Here is a 17,028-nt window from a genome sequence, read left to right on the forward strand (position 1 = left end):
ATCGGGTGCGTGGGTCGTTACGGAGTGCGTCCGTCCGGGCCGCGGTCCTCAACCCCGGGCTCGCCCCCGCCGTCGGGACCGTCCTGCGGGCCGTCCCCGCCACCGGGACCGTCCTCCGGGGCGTCCCCGCCATCGGGACCGTCCTGCGGGCCGTCCCCGCCGTCGGCCCCGTCCTCCGGGGCGTCCGGCTTTTCGAAGTCGCCGGCAAGCAGGCGCTCCAGGGCGGCGTCGACGTCGGACCCGGCCGACTCGATGAGCTGGCGGCGGGCGGTGAAGCCCGTCGGGTCATCGAGGTCCTCGGCGGTGGGCAGCAGGTCGGGGTGCTCCCAGATGGCATCGCGGCCCTCAAGCCCGCGCTCCTCGGTGAGGTGGGCCCACAGTGCGGCGGCGTCGCGCAGCCGGCGCGGGCGCAGTTCGAGTCCGACCAGGGAGGCGAAGGCGTGCTCGGCCGGGCCGCCGCTGGCACGGCGCCGCCGCACGGTCTCCCGCAGCGCGGCCGCCGAGGGCAGGTTGACCGCGGCCGCGGCGGTGATCTCGTCGACCCACCCCTCGACCAGGGCCAGCACCGTCTCGAGCCGGGACAGCGCAGCCTCCTGCTCCGCCGTCCGCTCGGGCATGAACACGCCCTGGGACAGGGCCGCCTGCATCGATTCCGGATTCGTGGGGTCGATCTCGCGGGCGGCATCCTCGATCTTGGTCATGTCGATGTGGATTCCGCGGGCATACCGCTCGATGGTGCCCATGAGGTGGCCCGCCAGCCACGGCACCTGCGTGAAGAGGCGCACATGGGCGGCCTCCCGGACCGCCAGGAAGAGGGTGACCTCCTGTTCGGGAATGTCCAGGCCCTCACCGAAGGAGCGCACATTGGCGGGAAGCAGGGCCATCTGGCCGTCGGCGAGGGGGATGCCGATGTCGGTCGAGCCCAGCACCTCCTTGGAGAGAGCGCCGACGGCCTGGCCGAGCTGCATCCCGAACATCGCCCCGCCCATGTTCTGGAACATGGAGGCACCGCCGCCTGCCATGCCGAGGATCGACTTCATCTCATCGGGCAGCTGCTCCGAGAGCGTGTCCGAGAGCGCCTTGGCGATACTCACCGCCACCGGCTCGGTCAACCTGCGCCAGGTGCCCATCGTCGCTTCGATCCACTCGGCCTTCGACCACGCCCGGCCGAGCTGACCGGTGGGCGGGAATGCAGTGAAGGGGTCGATCCACATTTCGGCCACGCGCAGGGCCTCATCGACGGCACGGCGCTGCAGGGAGGTGACCGACGGGTCGTTGTCAGCAGCGGCCACCCGCCGGGCATGCTCGTGCGCGAGCTGCCAGTTCACCGGACCGCTGCTGGGGGCCGAGAACATGGCCTGAACCTGCTGCATCATCATCGCCATCGCCTGGGGGTCCGACGGCAGGCCGGCCGCCTTGGCAATCTCCCGGGGATCGAACCCCTCGGCGTCGCCGCCGAGCAGCCTTGCGATCATTTCCGACAGCGGATCCTTGGGGGAGTCGTCGCCGTTGGAGGGGTTGGATGGGTTGGTCACTAATACCACCGGTCCTGGAAGTCGCTGAAAAGGCCTGCCGGTCCTGCGTGCCGAGGCACCGGTCCGCGCAGCTGTTGAGCCAACGTTACCGGCAGGGGAGCGGGCTTGTCCTAGAACCCCTGCGGGAGTTCGCTGAGGGCAAAGACCCGGGCCGGGACGGTGCCGGCACACGAACCGTTTAGGGTTGTAGAGCAGATCACTTCGTACTCGCGTGCCCCGCTGGCCGGGCCGAACGGCCCGCGCCAGGGAAAAGGAAACCCCATCGTGTCACAGCCCGTCCGCGCCGGAACCTACGAACCCGTGGAGCCGGAACGCCCCCGTGACCCCCGCATCCGGGCCATGGTGACCTCCGGTGCGCTCGCCCTGGGGCTCGGCGCCGCGGCGGTGCTGCTGCCTGCGCCGTACGTCCTCGAGGCGCCCGGGCCGACGTTCAACACCATCGGGGAAGCCCGGTCCCAGCCGCTCATCGAAATCTCCGGCCGGGAGACCTTCGACCCTGAGGGGGAGCTTGACCTCACGACGGTGTACGTCAGCGGCGGACCCAACGGTGACGTCAGCATCTTCGATGCCTTCCGGGCGTGGATCGACCCGGACCAGACCGTGCGCCCGGAGGAACTCGTCTATGCTCCGGGCACCACCCGGTCGGATATCGAGGAACGCAACTCCGTGTCCATGATCTCCTCCCAGGAGTCCGCCATCGCGGCGGCGCTGGGGCACCTGGAGATCCCCTACGAGGAGTCACTGACCGTGGTGGACCTGGCAGAGGGGTCGGCCTCCGCGGGAGTCCTCGAGCCCGGGGACACCATCACGTCCATCGACGGCGCCCCGGTGCGGAACATCGACACCCTCCGCAGCGCCCTGACGGACGCCGCGGGTGCAGGCGTCGACCTCGAAGTGCTCCGTGCCGGATCGGCGGAGGAGGTGTCGGTGACCCCGAAGCAGTCCCCGGAAGGGGACTACCAGCTGGGGGTCCTGCTGACCTCGGAGTTCGACTTCCCCTTCGACGTCACCATCGCCCTCGACAATGTCGGAGGCCCCTCCGCCGGCTCCATGTTCGCCCTCGGCATCATCGACATGCTCACCGAGGGTGACCTCACCGGCGGGCGCCACTTCGCGGGCACAGGGACCATCGACTCCACCGGGGCGATCGGCAAGATCGGCGGCATCCAGCAGAAACTGGTCGGCGCGCACGAGAGCGGCGCGGAGTTCTTCCTCGCCCCTGCCGAGAACTGCGCGGAGGTTGTCGGCCACGTCCCGGACGGGCTGAAGGTGGTCAAGGTCAGCACCCTGGAAGAGGCCGTCAACGCCGTCGAGGTGCTGGGTTCGGGCGGGGACGGCGCCGGCCTGCCGGCCTGCAGCTGACCGGATTCCCGGGCACCCCGGGGGCCTCTGCCAGGACACGATTGCGGAACGATTCCCGGCGAAGCGGCGTAATCGGGCCCTGAGTTGTACCGCCCGTGCGGGAACAGGGCAGAATGGAACCACGAAGGCAGAGACTGCGCCATGTTTCCGGCCCGCGGGCCCGCAGCAGACCGTTTTGTGCTCGTCGTCGTGACCCACAGCCGCCAACGATGAGGTAAATGTGACATCCGGACCAGACCGGCCCTTCGGCAGCAGACCGAGCCCTTCGAGTTCAACCGCGACAGCACCCGCCCGACGACGCAGCCCCCTGATTCCCACGGTCATCGTGCTCGCGATCATCGTCATCGCCTTCGTGTACCTCTCGCAGGTCTACGCCGACATCCTCTGGTACAACCAGCTGGGCTACCTCGGCGTGTTCCTCACCGAAAACGTATCCCGGATCGCCCTGTTCGTCGCCGCCTTCGTCATCATGGCCGGCGCCGTCTATGCGAGTCTGCGCATCGCCTACGGCAGCCGGCCCATCTACGCGCCGGACAGCGTGATGCAGGACAACCTCAACCGGTATCAGGCGCAGCTTGAGCCGATCCGCAAGCTGCTCATGCTCGGCATCCCGGTCGTGCTGGGCGCCTTCGCCGGAACGGCCGCCGCCTCCCAGTGGCAGCAGGTCCTGCTGTTCATCAACCAGGTGCCCTTCGGTGAGACCGACCCGGAATTCGGCCTGGACTTCTCCTTCTACATGTTCTCCCTGCCGTTCTTCGGCTTCCTGATCGGTTTCCTCACCAGCGTCGCCATCATCAGCGCGATCGCCGCGGTGCTCACCCACTACCTCTACGGCGGGATCCGGCTCGAGGAGAAGGGCCTGTTCACCACGAAGGCGGCCCGGGTCCAGATCGCCGTTATCGCGGCCCTGTTCCTCCTCCTGCAGGGAGTGAACTACTGGCTCGACCGGTACGCCACCCTGCAGAACACCGGCGGACGCTGGACCGGCGCCCTGTACACCGACGTCAATGCGGTGATCCCCACCAAGGCCATCCTCGCCGTCGCCGCCATCCTGGTGGCGGTCCTGTTCATCGTCGCCGCGGTCATCGGCCGCTGGCGGCTGCCCATCATCGGAACGGCGATGCTCATCATCACCGCGATCCTCGCCGGCGGCGTCTACCCCTGGGTGGTCCAGCGGTTCCAGGTCACCCCGTCGGAGCTGACCCTCGAACGGGAGTACATCCAACGCAACATCGACCTGACCCGGGTTGCCTACGGGCTCGACAAGGTCGAGGCCATTCCCTACAACGCCACCACGACCGCCGAGCCCGGGGCGCTGCGCGAGGACGCGGAGACGACGGCGAACATCCGCCTGCTCGACCCGAACCTCGTGTCCGACGCCTTCAGCCAGCTTGAGCAGTTCCGGCAGTACTACCAGTTCCCGCCCACCCTGAACGTTGACCGCTACACGGTCGACGGCGAGGTCCAGGACACGGTGATCGCCGCCCGCGAGCTCAACCCCGAGGGCGTCCCGGCCGGCTGGGTCAACGAGCACGTGCTCTACACCCACGGCTACGGCGTCGTCGCTGCCCGCGGCTCGGTCGTCGAAGCCGACGGCAAGCCCTCCTTCACGCTCTCCGGCATCCCCTCCGCCGGGGTGCTCGGCAGCGATGAAACCTATGAACCGCGGATCTACTTCGGCGAGGCGTCCCCGGAATACTCGATCGTCGGTGCCCCCGAAGGCGCCGAGCCGCGCGAGATCGACCGCCCGCAGAGCGATGATTCCGACGAGGAGTCCAAGAACACGTTCGCGGGCGAGGGCGGCCCGAGCGTGGGCAACTTCTTCAACAAGCTCGTGTACGCGATCAAGTTCCAGTCGACCGACCTGATGCTCTCGGATGCGGTCAACAGCGAATCGCAGATCCTCTACGACCGCACCCCGCGGGAGCGGGTCGAGAAGCTCGCGCCGTACCTCACCGTCGACGGCAACTCCTACCCGGCCATCGTCGATGGACGGGTCAAGTGGATCGTCGACGGGTACACCACGAACGAGTTCTTCCCGTACTCCACGCAGCAGGAGCTCGAATCGGCGACGATCGACTCCCAGACGGCGGACAACCTGTCCACCCCGCTGCCGGCCGACCAGGTCAACTACATCCGCAACGCCGTGAAGGCGACCGTCGACGCGTACGACGGCTCGGTGGAGCTGTACGCCTGGGACGATCAGGACCCCGTCCTGAAGGCCTGGAGCAAGATCTTCCCCACCACGATCAAGCCCTACACCGAGATGTCGGCCGAACTGATGTCCCACGTCCGCTACCCCGAGGACCAGTTCAAGGTGCAGCGTGAACTGCTGGCCCGCTACCACGTCACCAATGTCGATGTGTTCTTCGCCAACAGCGACGCGTGGAGCGTTCCCGACGATCCGACCGAGGGTGAGAGCGCCGACGTGAAGCAGCCCCCGTTCTACCTCTCCCTGAAGGTGCCCGGCCAGGATGAAGCGGCCTTCTCCCTCACCACCCCGTTCATTCCCTTCGTCGAGCCTGGCGGGGAAGCACGCAACGTGCTCTACGGGTTCCTCTCGGCCGTCGGTGACGCCGGCAGCGAGGCCGGGGTGAAGTCGGAGGACTACGGCAAGCTGCGGCTGCTCGAGCTGCCGCGCTCCACCTCGGTGCCCGGCCCCGGGCAGGCGCAGAACCGCTTCAACTCCGACCCGACGGTCTCCAACGCCTTGAACCTGCTGCGGCAGGGCGCCTCCGAGGTGATCAACGGAAACCTGCTGAGCCTGCCCGTGGGCGGTGGCCTGCTGTACGTGCAGCCGGTCTACGTGCAGTCCTCGGGGGCATCGTCCTATCCGACGCTCCAGCGGGTGCTGGCCAGCTTCGGTGAGAAGGTCGGCTTCGCCCCGACCCTCGATGAGGCCCTCGACCAGGTGTTCGGCGGTGATTCCGGCGCAAGCGCAGGGGACTCCGAGAACGCGGGGGAGACGCCCACGACCCCCGGGACGCCGTCGGCGCCCACCGAGGACCCGACCGCCCAGCAGGCCCTTCGCGATGCGCTTGCTGAGGCAAACGAGGCCATTGAGGAAGGCCGGACTGCGCTGGCCGAGGGCGACTTCGCCGCCTACGGAGCAGCCCAGGACAAGCTGAACGCGGCGCTGCAGCGCGCGCTGGACGCCGAAGGCGAGATCACCGGCACGGTCGTCCCGCCGGCCGACGGCGAAGCGCCCGCTGAGGGCGAGGCTCCGGCCGAGGGCGAGGCATCCGAGGCGCCTGCCGAAGGAGACAACGGCTAGGCGGGCGGCAGCCCGATTTGCCTCCCCATCCCGCGGCCGGTAGAGTTGAGACCGCGCCGCGGGGTGGAGCAGTTCGGTAGCTCGCTGGGCTCATAACCCAGAGGTCACAGGTTCAAATCCTGTCCCCGCAACGAAGAGAAGGTCCCTGTCAGTTTTCTGACAGGGACCTTCCGCGTTAACCGGACCCGCGGAATTGATCCGGCCGAATCGGGCCGGCCGAATCGAGTCGGCCGAATCGGGCCGGAGTAGGGGATTCGGGCCTGTCTGAGTCCTGGGGCCCGGCATAGCATGGGTATCCGGCCCTGCTGAGCCTGCCCCGTGGGCAGGAGGACGGGAGCCCCGGGTGGGAGGAGCAGACCATGCCAGTTGACCGACGGAGACCGACGGTGTTTCCCTGGGAGCGCCGGAGGTTCCTGGCGCTCCTCGCCGCGGCGGTTCCGTCCGCCGCCGCTGCCGGCTTCCCGGCTCCGGTCCAGGCCCCGGGCGGCACCCCTGCCCCTGACCTCGCCGCCCGTGACCTTTCTGCCCGTGATCTCGCCGCCCGGGTGGACGAGCTCGAACGGGCCGTCCGGCCTGCGGGACGGTTCGCGGCAAGCCTCCTCGTGGCGGCCGACGACGCGCCGCCAGCGGTGAAGGACGCGGCGGACTACGTCTGCGACGGCGTCGACGACCAGGAGGAGATCAACGCAGCCCTCGAGGCGCTCTCCAACGACCGGTCGCCCGCCTTCGGCAGCCAGGGCGGCTCGGTGGGCCTGGTAGGGCGTTCGTTCAGCATCAGCGCGCCGATCCGCCTCCGCGCCCACTGCGAGGTCCAGGGCCAGGGCCGCATGGTCACCACCCTGCAGGCGACGGCGGACCTGGACGGCGGCGAGGAGCAGGGCGTGTTCGAACTCAACTCGCCGGACACCCAGTACACGGGTGTGCGCGGGCTGGGCATCCACGGCGGGCCCGACAGCTCCTGCTCGGGCATCTTCTACGAGCAGGGCAGGGGAACGGAATGGGACGCCTCCCACCTGCTATCGAACCTCTACATCTACCGGACGGGCCATCACGGGGTGTACCTGGTCAACGGGCCCGGCGACAGCCGGCTGCGCGCCGGCGTACTCGATACGATCCGGGTGATTGAGGCGGGACGCCGGGTGACCAGGGGTGCCTCCGGGTACGTCATCGACAGTCCGGACGCCTGCATCGCGAACTGCGAGAGCGGCCTGGCGGCGGGACACGGTTTCCAGCTGCCGAACGCAAACACTCAGCTGGCCAACTGCAAGAGCTGGTTCAGCGGGCGGAGCGCCGACGGGTTCGGCCAGGGCAACGGCTTCCACCTCGACGGCCACCGCATTTCCCTGGTCGGCTGCACGGCGCAGGACAACTACGGGCACGGGTACTTCATCGCCGGCGGCGATCACAGCATCAGCGGGGCGGTGGCGGACAGCAACGGCTACAACGGCGGCGGCGGCAGCGGCCGGGGAACCGGCTACACCGGGTCGGGGTTCTACCTGCGGGGCCGGAAGGGTCACCCCTCCACCGTGCAGGGGACCTCGTTCGACCGGAAGTACGACGGCGCCAACGTCTACCAGCAGTACGGCGTCCAGTTCGCCGAGGGCGCCGCCCGGGTAAACCTGATCCTCAGCGTGGGACGCGTCGCGGTCCAGCCGGTGGGAGGCGAGGTTTCCCCGGGCTCGCGGGTTTCCCTCGTCTCCTGAGCCGGTTCAGCCCGCGCCGAGGGCCTTGAAGGCTGCCAGGGCGCGCTGCCGGGATTCGGCCAGGTCGACCACGGGCGCCGGATACCCCGGCGCGGCGCCCTTCCAGGGTTCATGGAGGTTCTCGGCGTCGGCCAGCTCGGGTACGTAGCGCAGCACGTAGCCGCCGTCGGGGTCAAACTTCTTCGCCTGGGTGACGGGGTTGAAGATCCGGAAGTAGGGGCTAGCGTCAGCACCCGACCCGGCCACCCACTGCCAGTTCGCGGCGTTGCTCGCAGCGTCGGCGTCGACGAGCGCGTCCCAAAAGAACTGTTCGCCGACCCGCCAGTCGATCATGAGGTTCTTGATCAGGAAGGAACCCGTCGCCATCCGCACGCGGTTGTGCATCCAGCCGATCTGCCACATCTGCCGCATTCCGGCGTCGATCATGGGGTAGCCGGTGCGCCCGCGCTGCCAGGCTTTCAGCTCGGCGCCGGTATCGCTCTCCCAGGCGAAAGCGTTGAACTCCGGCCGGTAGTTCACCGTCGCGAGCTCCGGGTTGAAGTAGAGGAGCTGCCAGCAGAACTCGCGCCAGCCGATCTCCGAGAGGTAGGAGCGGATGTCCTCGGCGAGCGGGCCGGAACGGCGTGCCTGGGCCGCATGCCAGACGGTGAAGGGGCTGATTTCGCCATGGCGCAGGTACGGCGAGAGCCGGCTGGTGCCGTCGACGGCCGGCAGGTCCCGGTTGGTGGCGTAGCCCTCGACGAGGGAGTCGAAGAAGTCCGCCAGCCGGGCGGTGGCCCCTGCCTCCCCGGGCACCCAGGTCTCGCGCAGGCCCTGCGCCCAGTCCGGGGTGGGAAGAAGCCCCCACCCCCCGAGGGCGTCAGAGCGCACCGCAGGGCCGGTGAGGCGCTCAGGCGCGGGCTGCGGCTGCCGCGGCTCGGGCTCCCGCAGGCAGGCGCGCCAGAAGGGGGAGAACACCCGGAAGGGCTCTCCCGCGCCGGTGCGCACCTGCCAGGGCTCGAAGAGCAGGTTGGCCTGGAAGCTCTCGGCGAGAAGGCCCGACGCCGTGCACTCCGCCTTCAGGGAGGCGTCAAGTTCACGTTCGGCGAGCCCGTAACGCCGGTTCCACAGCACCGCTTCGGCGCCGGTTTCCCCGATCAGGGCCGGCAGGACGGTTCCGGCGGGACCGCGGCGGAGCACCAGGGGGACCCCGACGGATTCGAGGGATTCGGCGAGCGCGGCCAGGGAGTGGTGCAGCCACCACCGTGAGGCACCGCCCAGAGGGCGGATGCCGGGGGTCTCCTCATCGAGGATGTACACGACGACGACCTCCCCGCCGCGGGACGCCGCCTCGTGGAGCGCGGGATTGTCGGCGAGTCGGAGGTCATCGCGGAGCCACACCAGGGTAACGGCCATGGTCCCCAATGTACCTGCCCGACGAGTCTCGCAGGCGGCGGATCCGGCGGGGGATCCACGCGGCCGGGCCGGGCAGGCCGACGCCGGCACACCGGGCCCCACCCAGGCAGGCCCGCCGCGCCTGCCCTGCACGCGGGCGTCTTAACGCAGGGAGAGCCGCAGCGCTGACGCTGCGGCTCTCTCTGTATGCGGGTTCGGCGCTTCCGCCTAGCGGCTACGGGGCGGTCGTCTCGGTGCCCTGGCTGATGGCCGACTGCGGCTGGGCCGGGGCTCCCGACTTCAGCGCCGCGAGCCGTGCCTCGATCTCCGACTGCTCCCCGAGATCCTCGAGGCTCTCGAACTGCGAATCGAGGCTCGAACTGGCGAGCTCCTGCTGTCCACGCACCTTGGCCTCCTCGCGCCGGATCTTCTCCTCGAAACGCCCCACCTCGCTCGTGGGGTCGAGGAAGTCGATGCTCTTGACGGCGTCGTGGACCTGCTGCTGCGCCTGGGCGGTCCGGGCGCGGGCGATGAGCTGGTCCCGCTTGGACGTGAGTTCGCCCAGCTTGCCCTTCATCTGATTCAGGCCGGTCTTCAGCTTGTCGACGATTTCCGTCTGGGAGGCGATCGTCGGCTCTGCACCCTTGGCCTCGTTCTCCGCGGCGATCTGCCGCTGGATGGCGACCTTGGCGAGGTTGTCGAACTTCTCGGCGTCGACCGCGTCACCGGAGCTGCGGTACTCGTCCGCCCGCTTCGACGCCGCCAGCGCCTTGTTGCCCCAGCTTCGGGCATTCTCCATGTCTTCGTTGTAGTCGTCCTGGATCATCCGGAGGTTCCCGATGGTCTGGGCGACGGCGCTTTCGGCCTCGGCGATGCTGTTGGTGTAGTCGCGGACCATCTGGTCCAGCATCTTCTGCGGATCCTCCGCCTGGTCGAGCACGGAGTTGATGTTTGCCTTTGCCAGCTGAGCGATCCGGCCGAAAATTGACTGCTTTACCATGAGGTTTCCTCTCGATCTGTGAATGTTTCTCGTGAGTACTGGTGCGGCGGCGCCGGAGCTGCCGCCGCGGGATTAGAAGTCGCCTCCACCTCCGTCGAAGCCGCCGAAGCCTCCGCCTCCGCCGTCGAAACCGCCGAACCCGCCGCCGCCGAAGACATCGCCTCCGCCGTCGCCTCCGCCGCCGAAGAATCCACCGCCGCCGTTGAGGAGACCGCCGAGCAGGATGCCGCCGAGCAGGGCTCCGCCCATCCCGTCGCCTCCGCCGCGGCGGGCTCCGTACCCGCCGTAGCCGCCGTATCCGCGCCCCCCAAAGCCCGAGACGTCCTGTTCGGCGAGCTGCGCGGCCTGTTCGGCGAGCATCACGGCCTGCTCGGCATGGGACAGGGCGGTGACGGGATCGGAGTTTTGAATGCTGACGGCGTAGTCGAGGTTGCGTCCGGCTTCGGCGAGCCGCGTGCGGGCCTCGCTGCCGACACCGCCGCGGCGTGCCCGGATGTAGTCCTCGGTCCCCGAGATGCGCGAGTGCGCCGCCAGGAGGGTGTGCTGCAGGGATTCGCGGGCCCGCCGGGCCTGCTCGCTCTGGTCACGCACTCCGCCGATCGCCCCGTCGAGCTGGCGGTGGGCGCCCTCGACCCGTTCCAGCAGGGCGATGGGGTCGATCGGACCGGCCTGGCGCTGCGAGCGTACGGTCTGGAGCGCCGATTCGGCCGCAGCGACCGGCCCGACGAGGTCGTCGTGTCGCCCGGTGCGGACCATGGCGGTCGCCTGGGCGAGGTCCTGCACGGTGTCTGTGACGGCCCGGTCGAGTTCCTCCTGGGCCGCTTCGAGTTCGGCGGCCCGCTTGTCGATGGCGTTGAGCAGCAGGTTGGCCTGGCTGACGGACTCTTCGGCGGCACGCACGGCGACGACGGCGGGGCCGGTTTCGCCGGCGTCCATCCGGGTCCGGGCCTCGGCGGCGGCACTCTCCACGAAGGCGAGCCGCTCGCGGGCCTGGTCGACGTTGTCCTGCACCTGGGAGGTGGCCGTGCCGGCATACCGGCGCCGCAGGGCGGTCAGGCGCTCCTCCGCGGCGACGAAGCGGGTGCCGGCCGCGTTGGCGGCCTGGCGCGCCGCGTCGAGGGCCTGTGGGGCGTTCCGCTCGAGCTCGCGCAGCGAGTCGAAGTCGGTCTTGTGCGCCTGCAGGGACTCATTGACCGCCTCGCAGCGGCGGATGATGTCTCCCAGCCAGGCGCGCTGCTGCTCCTCGGTGTCGGGGATGTGGTCATCGAGCTGCTGCTGCAGCTTGAACGACTCGCTCATGTGCACCTTGGCGGCGGCGATGTCGGCGGCGAAGGGCTTGACCGCAGCCTCGCCGTAGGAGGCCTCGGCGAAGCCGAGTTCCTGTTCACTCGACTTGATGGCGTCGTCGGCGGCGACGAGCAGGCTTCCGGCGCGTTTGCGCAGGTCCTCGACGCTGAGGGAGGCCAGCGGGTCGACGACGGCGCCGTCGGGCGCCTGCCCGGGACCGTAGGTGATCTCCTTGGGCGCGGCCTGCTGCCGCCGGCGCGAACGCATAAAGAAGTAGCTGCCGGCACCGGCCAGTGCCAGGAGTCCGATGAGGAACCCTGCGCCGCCCCCGCCGCCGTCGCCTGCCGCCCCTGGCCCGGGGCCGCCCGTGTCAGTCAGGACCGCTTCGGTCCCCTCAACGGCGGCAATGCCCGCCTCGGCGTAGTTCTGCCCGTCGAGCTGCGGGTCGATCTGCTGGTTGAAGATCTCCCCGGTCCGGGCCTCGACCTCCGTGCCGTTGCTGGCGATGAAGCGTCCCTCGCCCGAATCGACGGCGACCGCGAGCAGCGCGTCGTCCGCCCCGAGGTTGCTGGCCTGCGCGGTCTCGACGGCCCAGGCCAGGGAGTCGGAGGGGCTGGTGAAGGTGTCGACGTACACGACCTGGACGGTGTAGCCGTATTCGTCCTGGAGGCCCGTGATCGCGGCCTCGACGTCGCTGATGTCGGCCGGGGTGAGGACTCCTGCCTGGTCGACCACCGTCTCCCCGTCCGGAATGTCGATGGGGTCGGCTGCGTAGGCCGCACCCGGCGCCAGTGTCAGCGCGATCAGGGCGCTGAGTCCCGCGGCGGCGCCGGTCCGCCTGGTCATCCGTTGCATTAAGTACCCTTCAGCATGTTCCCCGGTCACGCCCGTCGGGAAGAAAGGCGACGGACGCCGGGGCTCCCTGAATTTTGATTCTATGGCCGGTGGTAGGGGCCGTCCACCGGCACGGCGGGCGCGGACCTAAGCCCCAAGCGAAACTCGGCGCACCGATCACGGTTCCCGGGGGAGGTCCGGGCCCGCGCCCGGCCGCGGAGATGAAGCGGCCGCCCGGAGGGGGAATAATAGGCAGTGGGACCCTTCGCTTTCCGGCTGCTTCCCAGCAGACGTCCAGCAAACGTTCCCTCAAGGTTCAGTCTTCCTTGCCATAGTGGAGACAACCGCGATGAAAGGAATTCGAATGGCTGACCAGTTTGGGGGACCTGCCGGTCCTGACCGCCCGATCCCGCCCCGACCGGCCAACCCCCCAACGGCAGAGCAGGCACAGGTCGCGGACTCCGGTCGAGCCCCCGGGGGCCGCACCGGCGGCGACACGGCGGACCTTCCCACCGGCGGGCCGGCGCCCTACCGCCAGGGTGCCTCCGAGACTTCCCCCCAGAGTTCCTACGGACAGGACTCCTTCGGGCAGAACTCCTACGGACAAAACTCTTACGGGCAGAACTCCTACGGACAGAACTCCTTCCGGCAGGGAGCCTTCGGCCAGCCGGTGCCTCCTACCCAGCCGCCGTCCCAGCCGTGGCTCCAGCCCTCGGGCCAGCACGCGTCCGTGCGGGTCCGGGAGAAGAAGCGCATCGGCGTTCCCGCCTTCCTCGCCGGTGTCCTGGCGGCAGGCCTGCTCGGCGGCGGCATCGCGGCAGGGGCCGACGGGCTGTTCGACGGCGGGGGCACCGCCGGGTCGGGCTCGGGCGGCGGGCGCAGCGAGTCCGTGATCGTCAATAACTCCGACAGCGTCAACGAAATCACCGCCGCCGCCGTGAAGGCATCGCCCAGCGTCGTCACCATCGCCGTCAGCGGAAACGGTTCGGGCGGATCGGGCTCGGGGATCATCCTCGACGAGGAGGGGCACATCCTCACGAACACCCACGTAGTCACCCTCGGAGGGCAGGTCGCCGACGCCGCCGTCGAGGTCAAGACCAACGACGGCCAGGTCTTCCGGGCCGAAATCGTCGGAACCGACCCGCTGTCCGACCTCGCCGTCATCAAGATCGACGCACCCGACCTGACACCCGCGGCGCTCGGAAACTCGGCGGAGCTGAACGTCGGCGACACCGCGATCGCCATCGGCGCGCCCCTGGGCCTCAGCGGCACGGTCACCGACGGCATCATCTCGACGCTCAACCGCACCATCAGCGTGGCGTCCTCGGCGGTACCGGAGGAGCAGTCGGATGCCCCCGAGCAGCAGGAGGGCGACGGCTTCAACTTCCTGCCGCCCGACGGGTCGCAGGAGCCCCAGCCGCAGTCCCAGGGCTCCATCTACCTCAACGTCATCCAGACCGACGCCGCCATCAACCAGGGCAACTCCGGCGGCGCCCTCGTCGATGCGCAGGGGCGGGTGATCGGCGTCAACGTCGCCATCGCCTCAAGCGGAAGCGACGAAAGCGCCGGGAACATCGGCGTCGGTTTCTCCATCCCGATCTCCTACGCCGAGCGGGTGGCCAACGACATCATCGAGACCGGCAAAGCCACCCACGGGTTCCTCGGCGTGACCGTTGAGCCTGCGGCCGGGGAGAACGCCTCCTCCGGGTCGACCTTCTCCGTCGGCGCCCAGGTTGCCGGGGTGGAAGCCGGATCGCCGGCCGACGACGCCGAGATCCGTGAGGGCGACATCATCACCAAGGTGGGGGATTCACCCATCGGCGACCCCCAGTCGCTCACGGCAGCGGTGCGCATGCAGCCGGTCGGGGAGACCGTTCCCGTCGAGGTGCGGCGCGGCGGTGACACCGTCACCATCGACGTGACCCTCGCCGAGGCCCCCGCGGCCTGATGCCCGGGGCGCCCCGGCAGGGGCGCCCCGCCGGAGAAGGTGCCGACAACTTTATGGTTAGCTAGAGCGCGGGACAGACTGCCACCTCAGGAAGGTTTCTCATGGACGAGGCCCCGACTCCGGGACTGAATATCGCCGTACTGGTCAAGCACGTGCCCGACGCGCAGTTCGACCGCCACCTCAACGGCCCCCGCAACACCACCGAACGCTCCGAAAGCATCCTCTCCGAACTCGACGAGTACGCCATCGAAGCGGCCCTCCAGCTCGTGGAGCAGCACGGCGGGGATGCGGCCGGGCACCGCGTCACGGCCGTCACGATGGGCCCGGGTCCGGCCGTCAGCGCCGTGAAGAAGGCCCTGCAGATGGGTGCGGCCGAGGGGGTCCACCTCACCGACGACGCACTGGCCGGATCGGACGCCTCTGCAACGTCCCGCGCGCTTGCCGCCCTGCTCTCCCACCTCGGCCCCTTCGACCTTGTCCTCACGGGCATGGCCTCCACGGACGGGGAGACCTCCCTGGTCCCGGCCCAGCTGGCCGAACGCCTCGACCTGCCCCAGGTGACCTTCGCCGCGGCCCTCGAGCTTGAGGCCGCGGAAGCGGGGTGGACGCTCACGGCCCGCCGCGACGGCGACGCCTATTCCGAGACCATCGCCTCTCAGCTGCCCGCCCTGGTGTCGGTCACGGACCAGATCAATGAGCCGCGCTACCCCAATTTCAAGGGCATCATGGCGGCGAAGAAGAAGCCGCTGCGCACGATGTCCCTCTCCGACATCGGCCTGGCCGCCGACCAGGTCGGGTTCGCCGGCTCCTGGACGGCCGTTGAGGCCGCGGAGCCGCGGCCTCCCCGCAGCCAGGGCGTCGTGATCACGGACGAAGGCGACGCGGGCCTGCGGCTCGTCGACTTCCTTGCGGGACAAAAGCTCCTCTAGCCCGCCGCCCACTCCATCCTTCGAAAAGGAGACCGCAGCATGCCTACGGTACTTGTCTTCCTCCACGACCCCGGCGCGGTGCTCGCCAAAAATGACCGGGAACTACTCACCCTGGCACGGACCCTCGGCGATCCCGTCGCAGCGGTGGCCGGCGACGCCGGTGACCCCCTGCTCGACGGACTGGGTTCCTACGGGGTGTCCAGCTGCTACCTTCCCGCCGATCCGTCGGTGGGGAAGTCCCTCGTCGCGGGCAAGGCCGCCTTCCTGGCCGAGGCGGTGCGGGCCTCCGGTGCGTCGGTGGTGCTGCTGGGCAACGCCTACGAGGCGAAGGAAATCGCCGCCCGCGCAGGAGTCCGGCTGGAATCCGGGGTCATCACCGATGTCGTCGCGGTGGCCGATGACCTGACCGCGACGAAATCCGTCTTCGCCGGGTCCTACACCTCACAGTGCCGGGTCACCACCGGCATCCCGATCCTCGCGGTGAAGCCCAACAGCATCGAAGCCGCCGAGGCTGGGCAGCCGGCCCGCCCGGAAACCGTCCCGGTCGAGGTTCCGGTCCCGGCCGCCGCCGCGGTCATCACCGGCCGGGTCGACAAGCCCGCCACCGGCCGGCCGGACCTCGTTGAGGCCCGCGTCATCGTCGCTGGAGGACGCGGCGTGGACGGCAACTTCGCCCCGATCGAGGAACTCGCCGACCTCCTCGGCGGTGCCGTCGGGGCCTCCCGGGCGGCGACCGACGCCGGGTGGATCGAGCACTCGGCGCAGATCGGCCAGACCGGCAAGACGGTGTCCCCCCAGCTCTACATCTCGGCGGGCATCTCCGGGGCCGTGCAGCAGAAGGCCGGGATGCAGACCTCCCAGGTGATCGTGGCGATCAACAAGGATCCCGATTCACCCGTCTTCGAGATCGCCGACTTCGGCGTGGTGGGCGACCTGTTCACTGTCCTGCCGCAGGCGGCCGAGGAGATCCGGAAGCGCAGGGCCTGAGGTGGAGCCCGAACGCAACACCATCCGCCGCGTCCTGTGCTTCGCCGCCCACCCCGACGACCTCGACTTCGGCGCTGCCGGAACCGTGGCCGCCTGGACTGCGGCCGGGATCGAGGTGAGCTACTGCATCCTGACCGACGGTGACGCCGGAGGCTTCTCCGAGGAGCACCGGAACACCATTGTCGAAACCCGGCACGATGAACAGCGACGGGCGGCGCGCATCGTCGGCGTCGAGGATGTGAGCTTCCTCGGTGAACGGGACGGCTACCTGAGCCCCACCGAGGCCGTGATCCGCGGCATCGTGGCCCGCATCCGTGAGGTGCGCCCCGATATCGTTGTCTCCTCCCACCCGGAACGGAACTGGGACCGGCTGCAGAAAAGCCACCCCGACCACCTTGCCTGCGGAGAGGCCGTCACGCGGGCGGTGTACCCGGCGGTGGAGAACCCGTTCGCCTTCCCCGAGCTGGCGGCGGCCGGCCTTGAGGCCTACCGGGTGCCCTGGCTGTGGTTCTACGGCGGGCCCGAGGAGAGGGAGAACCACTTCGTTGACATCACCGGCTTCGAGGATGTGAAACTTTCCGCCATCCGCACCCACATCAGCCAGCATCCCGATGTCGAGAAGATGGACGCCGCGGTGCGCAGCATGCTCCTGGGAAATGGCGTCCGCGGGGGCCTGCCCGGCGGGCGCAGCGCCGAGGGGTTCCACGTCGTGGGCGTGAACACCGAGCAGACCATCGCCGGCTTCTAGCCCGGCACAGGCAAAACGACACAGGCAGAACAGCACAGGCAGAACAG

General features: G+C 69.4%; 11 protein-coding genes and 1 tRNA gene. 8 read left to right on the forward strand and 4 right to left on the reverse strand.

Going from position 1 to position 17,028, the window contains the following annotated elements; all coding sequences use genetic code 11:
- Positions 1-17: 17 nt before the first annotated feature.
- Positions 18-1,475 (reverse strand): zinc-dependent metalloprotease, encoded by a 1,458-nt coding sequence (locus GVV77_RS10125; protein ID WP_159618192.1) that lies wholly within the window; start codon positions 1,473-1,475, stop codon positions 18-20.
- A 324-nt stretch (positions 1,476-1,799) separates the two neighbouring features.
- On the opposite strand from GVV77_RS10125, the gene GVV77_RS10130 reads away from it, so the two are divergent.
- From GVV77_RS10130 to GVV77_RS10145, 4 genes are all read left to right on the forward strand, one after another.
- Positions 1,800-2,897: a YlbL family protein gene (locus tag GVV77_RS10130; RefSeq protein ID WP_246199747.1), complete on the forward strand. Its 1,098-nt coding sequence runs from the start codon at positions 1,800-1,802 to the stop codon at positions 2,895-2,897.
- 220 nt (positions 2,898-3,117) lie between these two features.
- Entirely contained in the window at positions 3,118-6,171 is a 3,054-nt protein-coding gene (locus GVV77_RS10135; protein WP_425483356.1) for a UPF0182 family membrane protein, read from the forward strand.
- 57 nt (positions 6,172-6,228) lie between these two features.
- Positions 6,229-6,302, forward strand: a tRNA-Met gene (locus GVV77_RS10140).
- Positions 6,303-6,530: 228 nt separating this feature from the next.
- Positions 6,531-7,874 (forward strand): right-handed parallel beta-helix repeat-containing protein, encoded by a 1,344-nt coding sequence (locus GVV77_RS10145; RefSeq protein ID WP_159617996.1) that lies wholly within the window; start codon positions 6,531-6,533, stop codon positions 7,872-7,874.
- 6 nt (positions 7,875-7,880) lie between these two features.
- Here GVV77_RS10145 and GVV77_RS10150 read toward each other — a convergent pair whose 3' ends face one another.
- The 3 genes from GVV77_RS10150 to GVV77_RS10160 form a co-directional block, all read right to left on the reverse strand.
- Entirely contained in the window at positions 7,881-9,269 is a 1,389-nt protein-coding gene (locus GVV77_RS10150) for a cryptochrome/photolyase family protein (RefSeq protein ID WP_159617997.1), read from the reverse strand.
- Positions 9,270-9,483: 214 nt separating this feature from the next.
- Positions 9,484-10,248 carry a PspA/IM30 family protein gene (locus GVV77_RS10155; protein ID WP_159617998.1) on the reverse strand — a complete coding sequence of 255 codons (765 nt, stop codon included), beginning with the start codon at positions 10,246-10,248 and terminating at the stop codon, positions 9,484-9,486.
- Positions 10,249-10,320: 72 nt separating this feature from the next.
- A complete protein-coding gene (locus GVV77_RS10160) occupies positions 10,321-12,381 on the reverse strand; it encodes a TPM domain-containing protein (RefSeq protein ID WP_343033050.1) in 2,061 nt (686 codons plus the stop codon).
- A gap of 352 nt (positions 12,382-12,733) precedes the next feature.
- Between GVV77_RS10160 and GVV77_RS10165 the strand changes: the two genes are divergently transcribed.
- The 4 genes from GVV77_RS10165 (at position 12,734) to GVV77_RS10180 (ending at position 16,981) form a co-directional block, all read left to right on the forward strand.
- A complete protein-coding gene (locus GVV77_RS10165; RefSeq protein ID WP_159618000.1) occupies positions 12,734-14,317 on the forward strand; it encodes a S1C family serine protease in 1,584 nt (527 codons plus the stop codon).
- A 101-nt stretch (positions 14,318-14,418) separates the two neighbouring features.
- Positions 14,419-15,246, forward strand: coding sequence for an electron transfer flavoprotein subunit beta/FixA family protein (locus tag GVV77_RS10170; protein WP_201293209.1), 828 nt, complete (start codon positions 14,419-14,421; stop codon positions 15,244-15,246).
- A 39-nt stretch (positions 15,247-15,285) separates the two neighbouring features.
- Positions 15,286-16,233 (forward strand): electron transfer flavoprotein subunit alpha/FixB family protein, encoded by a 948-nt coding sequence (locus tag GVV77_RS10175; RefSeq protein ID WP_159618001.1) that lies wholly within the window; start codon positions 15,286-15,288, stop codon positions 16,231-16,233.
- Position 16,234: 1 nt separating this feature from the next.
- Entirely contained in the window at positions 16,235-16,981 is a 747-nt protein-coding gene (locus GVV77_RS10180) for a PIG-L deacetylase family protein (protein ID WP_159618002.1), read from the forward strand.
- Positions 16,982-17,028 lie beyond the last annotated feature (47 nt).

The sequence above is a fragment of the Arthrobacter zhaoguopingii genome (assembly GCF_009828605.1).
Taxonomy (GTDB): Bacteria; Actinomycetota; Actinomycetes; order Actinomycetales; family Micrococcaceae; genus Arthrobacter_D; species Arthrobacter_D zhaoguopingii.

Coding starts and splice junctions, on each gene's coding strand:
- GVV77_RS10125 (WP_159618192.1), bottom strand. CDS start 1,475: ATGATCGCAAGGCTGCTCGGCGGCGACGCCGAGGGGTTCGATCCCCGG.
- GVV77_RS10145 (WP_159617996.1), top strand. CDS start 6,531: ATGCCAGTTGACCGACGGAGACCGACGGTGTTTCCCTGGGAGCGCCGG.
- GVV77_RS10150 (WP_159617997.1), bottom strand. CDS start 9,269: ATGGCCGTTACCCTGGTGTGGCTCCGCGATGACCTCCGACTCGCCGAC.
- GVV77_RS10155 (WP_159617998.1), bottom strand. CDS start 10,248: ATGGTAAAGCAGTCAATTTTCGGCCGGATCGCTCAGCTGGCAAAGGCA.
- GVV77_RS10160 (WP_343033050.1), bottom strand. CDS start 12,381: ATGACCAGGCGGACCGGCGCCGCCGCGGGACTCAGCGCCCTGATCGCG.
- GVV77_RS10165 (WP_159618000.1), top strand. CDS start 12,734: ATGGCTGACCAGTTTGGGGGACCTGCCGGTCCTGACCGCCCGATCCCG.
- GVV77_RS10170 (WP_201293209.1), top strand. CDS start 14,419: ATGGACGAGGCCCCGACTCCGGGACTGAATATCGCCGTACTGGTCAAG.
- GVV77_RS10175 (WP_159618001.1), top strand. CDS start 15,286: ATGCCTACGGTACTTGTCTTCCTCCACGACCCCGGCGCGGTGCTCGCC.